Annotated in this window: 3 protein-coding genes; 2 read left to right on the top strand and 1 reads right to left on the bottom strand. The window is 73.9% G+C overall.

Annotation, left to right across the window (positions count from 1 at the left end):
- Nucleotides 1-150 precede the first annotated feature (150 nt).
- Both WCS02_RS13445 and WCS02_RS13440 read left to right on the top strand, forming a co-directional pair.
- Nucleotides 151-2,655, top strand: a complete 2,505-nt coding sequence (locus tag WCS02_RS13445; protein ID WP_340294067.1) for an immunoglobulin-like domain-containing protein — start codon at nucleotides 151-153, stop codon at nucleotides 2,653-2,655.
- Between the two features lie 150 nt (nucleotides 2,656-2,805).
- On the top strand, nucleotides 2,806-6,312 hold the full coding sequence (locus WCS02_RS13440; protein ID WP_340294065.1) for a family 43 glycosylhydrolase: 3,507 nt from the start codon (nucleotides 2,806-2,808) through the stop codon (nucleotides 6,310-6,312).
- Between the two features lie 734 nt (nucleotides 6,313-7,046).
- Here WCS02_RS13440 and WCS02_RS13435 read toward each other — a convergent pair.
- A partial coding sequence (locus WCS02_RS13435) for a LamG-like jellyroll fold domain-containing protein (RefSeq protein ID WP_340294063.1) occupies nucleotides 7,047-9,654 on the bottom strand: 2,608 nt, incomplete at its 5' end.

The raw sequence follows: 9,654 nt of genomic DNA, 5'->3' as shown, positions 1-9,654 counted from the left end.
CGGCGGGCGACGACCGCCCGCCGGCCCCCGCCCGGGCCTCGCGCGCCCGACCCCGGCGGCGCCGGACAGACCAGCCCAGACCAGCACAGACCTGCACGGACCGACCCACCAGCACCGGCCGCACGGGCGGACGACGAGAGGACACCCCGCATGAGAGCTCGACGAGGAGCAGCGCTGCTCCTGGCCACCGCGCTGGGGCTGGGGGTGGCGTCGGCGGTGCCCGGCGCCGCGTCCGCCGCCGCGCCGCCCACCGACGGCCTGGTGCTGCACTACGCCCTGACCGGTGACCGCGGCACCGTCGCGGAGGACCTGTCCGGCAACGACCGCGACGGCCGCATCCTCGGCGGGGCCGTGACCGGCGCGGGCGGCCTGGTGCTCGACGGCGTGGACGACCACGTCGACATGCCCGACGACCTGCTGCGGGGGCTCGCGTCGGTGACCGTCGCCTTCGACGTGCGCATCGACCGCAGCGTCGGCAGCGCGTACTTCGTCTACGGCATCGGAAACACCAGCAGCGCCGGCGTGGGCGACGGCTACCTGTTCGCCGAGGGCAACCCGCTGCGGACGGCGGTCGCCAGCGGCAACTGGTCGACCGAGCAGAACACCCAGGTCAGCCGCAACCTGCAGCGCGACGTGTGGAAGCACGTGACGTACACGCAGACCGGCACCACCGGCGTCCTCTACGAGGACGGCGTCGAGGTGGCGCGGAACACCGCCGTCACCACCACCCCCGGCAGCATCGGCGGCGGCACCACCCGGGCCAACTACATCGGCCGCTCGGTCTACTCCGCCGACCCGTACCTCAAGGGTGCCGTCCGCGACTTCCGGCTCTACGACCGGGCCCTCACCGCGGCCCAGGTCGCCGACGTGGCCGCCGCCACCGCGCAGCCCGCCGTCGAGGCGGACGCCGCCGCGCTGACGCTAGGCGACACGTCCGCGGTCACTGCCGACCTGACCCTGCCCGCCAGCACCGGGGGAGGGTCGTCCGTCACCTGGACCAGCTCCGACCCGGGCGTCGTCTCCGCCGCCGGCGCCGTCACCCGGCCCGCCGCGGGGGCGCAGCCCGCCACGGCGACGCTCACCGCCACCGTCAGCCAGCGGCAGGCCAGCGTGCAGCGGACCTTCACCGTCACCGTGCTCCCGGTCGCCGGCGACCAGGATCGCGCGACCGCGGCGGCTGCCGCGCTCGTCGTGCACGACGTCGACGACGTGCGCAGCAACCTGTACCTGCCCACCGAGGGCCCGGACGGCTCGACCGTCACCTGGGCGACCTCGGACGCCGCCGTCCTCACCGCCACCGGCGAGGTCACCCGCCCCGCGCTCGGTGCTGCGGCGGCCGCCGTCACCCTCACCGCCACGGTGGCGGTCGGTGCCGCCACGGCGACCCGCACCTTCGAGGCGGACGTCCTGCCGCTGCCCGCCCCGGCGCCGTACGAGGGCTACCTGTTCTCGCACTTCCTCGGCGAGGGCCTGCAGCAGGGCGAGCAGGTGTACTTCTCCCTCAGCCAGGGCGACGACCCGCTGCGCTACACCAACCTCAACGACGGCGAGCCGGTCATGGTGTCGACCAGCGGCGAGATGGGCCTGCGCGACCCCTACATCGTCCGGTCCCCGGAGGGCGACAGGTTCTACCAGATCGCCACCGACCTGCGGATGTGGAACCAGTCCAGCGGCAGCTGGGACGAGGTCCAGCGCCGCGGCAGCCGCGACATCGTCGTGTGGGAGTCCACCGACCTCGTCACCTGGTCCGAGAGCTGGACCGCCACCGTCGCGCCCGAGACCGCCGGCAACGCCTGGGCGCCGGAGATCTTCTACGACGACGAGCGCGGCGAGTACGTCGTGTTCTGGGCGTCCAAGATCTACGCCGAGGACGACCCCGACCACACGGGCAGCGCGTACAACACGATGCTGTACGCCACGACGCGGGACTTCCGGACCTTCAGCGAGTCCGAGACCCTCATCGACTACGGCTACTCCGTCATCGACACGACGATGATCGAGCACGAGGGCGACGTGTACCGGTTCTCCAAGAACGAGTCGAACCGCTCGGCCACCGTCCCCGGCGGCAAGTACGTCTTCCAGGAGGTCGGCTCCGGCCCCACCGCCGACGACTTCGACATCGTCAAGGAGGCCATCGGCGCCGGCTCGATCAACCAGGGCGAGGGCCCGACGGTCTTCAAGTCCAACACCGAGGAGCGCTGGTACCTGTTCGTCGACGAGTACGGCGGGCGCGGCTACGTGCCGTTCACCACGACCGACCTGGCGAGCGGCGAGTGGACCATGCTGTCGGCCGACCAGTACTCGTTCCCGTCGCGGTTCCGCCACGGCACGGTCCTGCCGGTGACGCGCGCCGAGTGGCGGGCGCTCCAGCGGGCCTACGGCACGCCGGTCGAGCCCGAGGTCACCGCGACCGCCGAGACGCGGTGCGTCGCGGGGCGGGTCGTCCAGACCGTGCGGGTCGCGCACGACGCCGACGAGGCGCTGGCGGCCGAGGTCCTCTCCGCCTACGGGACCCGGACGGTCAGCGTCGCGGCGGATCGCACGGTGTCGGTCGCCCTCAGCACGCGGCTGGCCTCCGTCCCCGCCGGCGAGGTCCGCGTGACCGCCGACGGCGGGAGCGCGACGGCCGCCTACGCCGCCCGCAGCTGCGGCTGACACCCGGCGGGCGGCCCGGAACCCCGGGCCGTCCGCCCTCCGCTCGTCCTGACCTGCCTCGGCCTGCCCTGACAAGACCCGATCCGTCCTGACGCCCACCAGCACCGCCACCGACCGTCGATGCTCAGTAAACGCAATGGAGTAACCGGTATGACACCACCCTCTCGGGCCCGCCGGGCCACGATCGCGCTCGCCGCGGTCGGCGCCCTGGTCCTCGGCACCGTCACCACCACCGCGGCGCAGGCCGCACCCCCCGGCGAGGGTCTCGTCGCGGAGTACCTGTTCGACGAGACCGCGGGCGCCACCGTGCCCAACACCGCGCCGGGCTCCGCCCTGGGTGCGGCCACCGTCCGCAACGTCCAGGCCGCCGACTGGACCGGCACCTCGCTCCGGCTCCGCGGCGGCGCCAAGACGTCGACCGGCAACTGGGTCGAGCTGCCCGACGACCTGCTGGCGGGGGAGCGGTCGGCGACCGTGACCGCGGAGGTCAAGGCCTCCGCCGCCATGCTCAACGGGTTCCACTTCCTGTGGAACGTCGGCAACGAGTCCCCGGACACCCAGTACTTCTTCACCTCGCTCAATTGCGGCTCCGGCCGCGCGCCCCTGGTCGGCGTCAAGTCCGCCGGCGTCGAGCGCCTCGTGCAGGCCTCCGGGTGCGGCGTCACGGCCGACCAGTGGGTCAACGTCACCGCCGTCGTCGACGGGGCCGCCGGCACCGCCGCGCTGTACCTCGACGGGGCGCGCGTCGCGCAGGGACCCGTCGACCGCACCCCGGCCGACGTCGTCGACCAGTCCCTCAACACCATCGGGCGCGCGCCCTGGCCGGACCCGCTGTTCCAGGGCGCCGTCTCCGCGTTCCGGGTCTACGACCGGGCGCTGAGCGCGCAGGAGGTCGCCGACGTGTCGGCGTCCGACGTGCAGATCAACGCCGCCGAGCTGCGCGCCCGCGCCGACGCGGTGCTCGCGGGCCTCGCCCTGACCGACCGCACCACGAGCGGGGACATCGACCTGCCCACCGCGGGTGGCCGCGTGACGTGGACCTCGAGCGACCCCGCCGTCGTCGCCCCGGACGGCGCCGTCACCGCGCCGCTGGCCGGCCAACCGTCCGTGCAGGTGCAGCTCACGGCCACGGTGTCCGTCCGGGGCATCACCGCCACCCGGACCATCACCGTGACGGTCGAGGCGTCCACCGAGACCTCCGAGCAGCGCGTGCAGCGCCTGGCCGAGCGGCTCGTCGTCCCGCCCGTGGTGTCGTCGGGGACGGCGCTGCCCGGCGCACCCGAGGGCACGACCGTCGCCGTGGAGAGCGTCACCGGGGCCGAGCTCGTCGACGGCGCCCTCGTCACGTCCGCGACGACCGCCACCGAGGCCCAGGTCGCCCTGCGGGTCACCGACCAGGTCACCGGTGCCAGCACCGTGCGGACCTTCGTCGTCCGCGTCCTGCCTGCCGGCGCCAGCACCGACGTGCTCGCCTACTCGCGCACCCCCACCACGGCCACCGAGGCCAACAACGCCGACGTCGCGCTGAGCATGCACCTGGCGCTGCGCGAGGACGGCGCCTGGAGCCCGCTCAACGAGGGCTACGGGATCTGGTTCGCCCAGACCTCGGTGACCCCGCCGGTCGCGGGCACCTCCAGCGGCATCATCCGCAGCCTGCGCGACCCGCACGCCTTCTACCTGGCCGACGGCACGTTCGGCGTCGTCGCCACCCGCACCGTGCGCGACGGCGGCCGCGACGCCGTGCAGGCCTCGAGCATGCTCCTGGCCCGCAGCACCGACCTGCGCACCTACGACGAGGTCGGGCTCGTGGACCTCGGCGTCACCAGCGGCGTCAACCAGCCCGCGGTCGTCTTCGACACCGCGGCGCAGCGCTACGTCGTGTCCTGGACCTCCGACGCCGGCGCGGCGTTGTACACGAGCTTCGCCGACCTCACCGACCCGGACACCCGGGGTCCCGTCCGTCGCGGCACCGTCGCGGCGACCGCCGGCGCGCCCGGCGAGGGCGTCCCCAGCTACGCCACCGGCAACAGCCTGCCCGTCACCACCGAGGTCGCCCGCGCGCTCGAGGTCCGCTTCGGCCGCACCGTCAACACCAGCGTCGAGGCCTTCGAGGACGTGACGGTCGAGCAGGGCGGGCAGCTGTCCGTCGAGGACCTGCCCGCCCGCGTCGAGCTCGGCTACGACGACGGCTCCACCGCCTCGCGCGCCGTCGCCTGGGACGAGGACTCCCTCGCCGCTGTCGACACCACGACGCCCGGCACCTACGAGGTGACCGGCCAGGTCAAGGCCCCGGCGTACGTCACGCCGTTCGCGGACGAGCGGGCCGACCCGTCGATCTTCCGCCACGAGTGGAACGGGCAGACGAAGTTCTACCTCATCGCCACCGAGGACCTGAACCTCAACCCCGTCGACCCCGCCAACGGTCCGCACATGCCCTTCCGGGTCGCGGACCGCATCGAGGACCTGTCCGACGAGGCGCTGCGCGACGGCCGCAACGTCGAGGTCGACCTGCTGCGCGCGGGTGACACCGACGCCGCGGGCCGCGAGATGACCGGCTGCTTCTGGGCGCCCGAGCTCCACGTCATCGAGGGCACGCTGTCGATCCTGTTCATGCCCTGCTACGACGCGGCCAACGGCCGTCCCGACGCCTTCACGGGTCGGGCCAGCATCATCCAGCTGAAGAAGGACGCGTCGGGGGCCGACCTGGACCCCGCGGTCGCGGCGAACTGGACCAAGGCCGAGCCGGTCCTGCGGCAGGACGGGTCGATCCTCAACCCGGTGCAGAACATCTCGCTCGACATGACCTACGTCGTCGACGGCGACCAGTCGTACTACGCGTGGCAGCAGCTCGGCGCGATCTTCGTGGCCAGGATGGACCCGTCGGACCCGACGCGCCTCACCTCGCCCCCGGTGCGGGTCTACGCCCCGCTGTTCGCGTGGGACAACACCATCGCCGAGGGACCGAACGTCCACGTCCGCGACGGCGTGCTCTACATGCTCTACTCCGGCTCCCTCGTCGGTGACACGTACACGACCGGCCTGCTCACCGCGCAGACCGGTACCGACCTCACCGACCCGGCCGCCTGGACGCCGCTCGACCACCCGGTCCAGAAGTCCGGGATCTACGACGGCGAGTGGCAGCTGGGCACCGGCCACGGCATGTGGTCCTACGACGAGGACGACAACCTGCTCTACGTCTTCCACGCCCGCACCGACAACCTGGGGCTGTCCGGCCGCGACACGTTCGTCCGTCGCGTCCACTTCGCCGCCGACGGGCTGCCCGTCCTCGACATGCAGCCCGACGAGGAGGTCGCCCCGGAGAACCGCACCGTCCGGGTCACGGTGACCGTCACGGCCGCCCCGGTCGAGGAGCTCGACGTCACCACCGTCGTCGGCGCCCGCTGCGTCGCGGGGAAGGTCGTCCAGACCGTCACCCTGACCAACGGCGAGACTGTCCCGGTGTCGGTCGAGATCACCTCGCCGTACGGCGTCCGCTCGCCCTCGGTGGCCCCGGGCCGCAGCGTCACCCAGACGCTGACGACGCGGCTGCCCTCGATCGCCGCCGGCCAGGTGGGCGTCGAGGCGGAGGCCACCGTCGCCGGGCAGCTCGTCTCGAGCTCGGCGGACGTCGCGTTCGAGGCGGTGTCGTGCCGGTGACCTGACCGGGGGCCGGTCCTGTGCCCGACCGCGAGGTCGGTCACGGGGCCGGGGCCTGAGGACCATGACGGGCGCGCACCCTGCCGAGAGGCGGGGGGCGCGCCCGTCCTGCGTGTGGAGGGGGTCTGGTGGTGCTGCGAGGGGACCTGGGGCTCTCGGATGCGCGCCGGGACCAGCGACTTCGCGCGGGTGGGCGCGCCTGGGAAGTGACGGGCGCCGGTGATCTCGGGCCCGCTCGCGGTTCGGTGCCTCGAAGGCGTGACAGGCGCAGGCGCCGGTGATCTCGGGCTCCCTCGCGGGTGGGCCCCGGGGGAGTGACCGGTGGCGGTGATTACGGGCTCTCTCGCGGTTCAGTGCGTCGAGGCTGTGACGGGAGCCGGTGATCTCGGGTTCGCTCGCGGGTGGGCGCCCCGCGGGAGTGACGGGAGCCGGTGATCTCGGGTTCGCTCGCGGGCGCTCGGTGCCAGCGACGAGAGTCGGGGTGCTGGCCGCGTGGCGGGTCCAGTGCCGCTGGGTCCGACGGTCCGGGGCCGTCGAGGCTGTGTCCCTGCCTGCACCAGAGCCGCTCGAGCACACAACACCCCCGCCCAGCTGCGCGAAGCCCCTCCCGGGCCGAGTCGTGTGCTGCACGGGTCGTGACGGTGGGCGCCCGGCCGGCGCAGACAGCGGAGCGCCCCGCCGGGACGTTCCTCGGCGGGGCGCTCCGGTCGAGCGGGTGCTGCGGTGCGGTCCGGTCAGCCGCAGGCGGCGGCCGCGTAATCGGCCGAGCCCTTGCCGTTGTCCGCGCCGGCGGTGACGGCCACGTCGACCGTGCCGGCCGGCACGGAGGCCAGGCGGGTCGTCACGGCAGTGGTGCGGGTAGCCCCGGCGGCGAGGGACCCGAGGGTGCGCGAGCCGAACGGGGTGCCGACGACCGCGGTGACGGGCGCGCCGTGGCTGTTGGTGGTCCGCACGGTGAGGACGACCTTCCCGGCCACGCACCGGGTGTCGACGGCGACCTGCACCGGGACGCCGGCGGCGGCGCCCACGACGACCCGGGCGGTGACGGTGACCGCGGTCGAGCTGTACAGCCGCCGGCCGGGGGCGTCGTAGGCGGTCGAGCCGCCCTCGCCGACCCACTGGTTGAGGCCGTCGCCGATGGTGCGCACCGTCCCCGTCACCTCGTACGAGCCGGCCGTGGCGGTGTCGACGCCGGAGACGTCCCAGTCGACGGGCTGGGTGGCGGTGCCGCGGCCGTAGGCGAGGGTGACCTCGGCCGTCTTCGGCAGGGCCGCGGTGACGGCGTCGGCGTCGGCGCCCGACGGCACCTCGACGCTGCCCAGGTCCTCGGTGACGGCACCCGTGGCGTCGGCGTCCCGGATGGCGTCGTACTGCCGCCGGGTCAGGCCCACGATCCCGCCGTGCTTGGTGCTGGGCGCCATGGAGAAGTCGGGGCTGCTGAGCAGCTCCCACCCGGCGTCCAGGTCGGTCGTCACCAGCGGGCGGTAGCCGACGGTCGGGATGACGTCGGCGTACAGGTACCAGCGGTCCTCGCCGTGCGCCTTGAAGATGGCCGGGCCCTCGACGCCGCCCGGGTTGCCGCCGGCGTACTCGGCCCCGATGCGCTCCTGGATGAGCGTCCACGTCGTGCCTGACTCCCACCAGCGCTCGGCCGTGGTCGACTCGTAGTACAGGCCCCTGCCGGAGGAGTTGTCCTTGGTCACCCGGTACGTGGTGCCCTCGTGCTGGACGACCGTCGTGTCGATCGTGTTGCCGCCCTCGTCGATGAGGACGCCGCCGAAGTCCCAGGTCTCCTGCGTGAAGTCGGTCGTCGCCCCCCACATCACCCGGGAGTACGAGCCGCCGATGTGCTGGGGGTCGCCGTAGAGGTTCGAGGACCAGTAGACGACGAAGGCGCCGCTGCCGTCGGGGTGGTAACCGGGCACCCAGGTCGCCTCGGGCGCCCACGCCATGCCGAGCTCCGGGGCCTGGCCGCCGGCCGGGGGCGTGGCGACGTCGAACTGGCGCAGGTCGCTCCACGTGACGAGGTCCGTCGACTCCCACACGTTGAGCTTCGTGCTGCCCTGCGAGCTCCACCAGCACCACTCCGTGCACCCACCGGTGCCCCGGTCGCCGCCGAAGACCCGGAGGTCCGTCGCGATGATGTAGTAGGTCCCCGTCTCCGGGTTGTAGGTGAGGTACGGGTCCCGCACCCCGGTGGTGCCGAGGTCGGACGCCAGGACCGGCTGCCCGCCGTTGAGCGGGTCCCACTGCTCGGGGTTGTCGCCGCGGGACACGTCGAGGTAGATCTTCTCGGCGTACCCGGCGGAGTCCTCGACGAAGTGGACCATCGCGTAGCCGAACGCCTCGTCCGGCCCGACCGTCGGGCGGACGACGACGTCGACGGCGCGCGAGGCGGTGGTGCCGCGCACGGTCGCCGTCGCGGTGAGGCTGGCGGCGAGCGGCTCGGCGCCCGCGGCGGGCTGCGTCGCGGCGACGGTGAGGCCGTCGTCGGAGACGGTGAGGGCAGGGTCGGTCGAGGACCAGGTCACGGCGCCGCCGTAGGTCGGCAGCGTGGTGACGGAGTCGTCGAGGGTGAGCGGCCGGACGGTGCCGACGATGTCCTGCGCGGCCTGCTCGAAGCTCGCGGCGTGGAGCGCGGCGTCCGCGTCGGACACGGCCTCGACCTCGTCGGCGGCCAGCGCGCGGTCATAGACGCGGAAGGTGGCCACCTCGCCGCGGTAGAGCGGGTCCGGGTAGGGCGCGCGGCCGATGGCGTTGAGCGTCTGGTCGGTGATGTCCGCCGGGGTCAGCGTGGTGGGCGTCGAGGCGACCTGCCGGCCGTCGACGTAGAAGACCAGGCGGTCGGCGTCGCCGTCGAGGACCGACGTGAGGCTGTACCAGCGGTCGGGGTCCAGGGGGCTGCCGGAGCGCGCGTTGACCTCGCCGCCGCCGCCCGTGGCTGTGATCGAGGTCCGGGGGTTGTCGCGCACGGAGGCGAAGAAGTACTGCGTGGTGGAGTCGCTGCCGATGTTCCACAGGAAGTTCCAGCTGGTCTTCATCGAGGCGTCGAGCTTCGTCTCGATCGTCACGGTGGCCGAGGTCTCGCCGGCGAGCACGCCGTCCGGCAGGCGGACCCACGTGCCCGAGCCGGTCTTCGCCCCGCCGGTGAGGACCAGGGACGACCCGGTCCAGCGCTCGGGGGCGGCGCCGACGACGGTCGCGTCGCCCACGCCGCCGGTGACGGCGTTCGGCACCGTGGTGGCCGTGCCCGTCCGGTCGAAGCGGTACTCGGCGAGCAGGCCGGCGGTCGGGGGCGCGGCCGCACCGGCGGCGCCCGGGGAGGCCGGGTCCGCCGGGGCG

Source organism: Aquipuribacter hungaricus, assembly GCF_037860755.1.
In the GTDB taxonomy this organism is placed as follows: domain Bacteria; phylum Actinomycetota; class Actinomycetes; order Actinomycetales; family JBBAYJ01; genus Aquipuribacter; species Aquipuribacter hungaricus.
The sequence above is the reverse complement of the archived record's forward strand: the minus strand, read 5'-3'. Positions and strand labels throughout refer to the sequence as shown.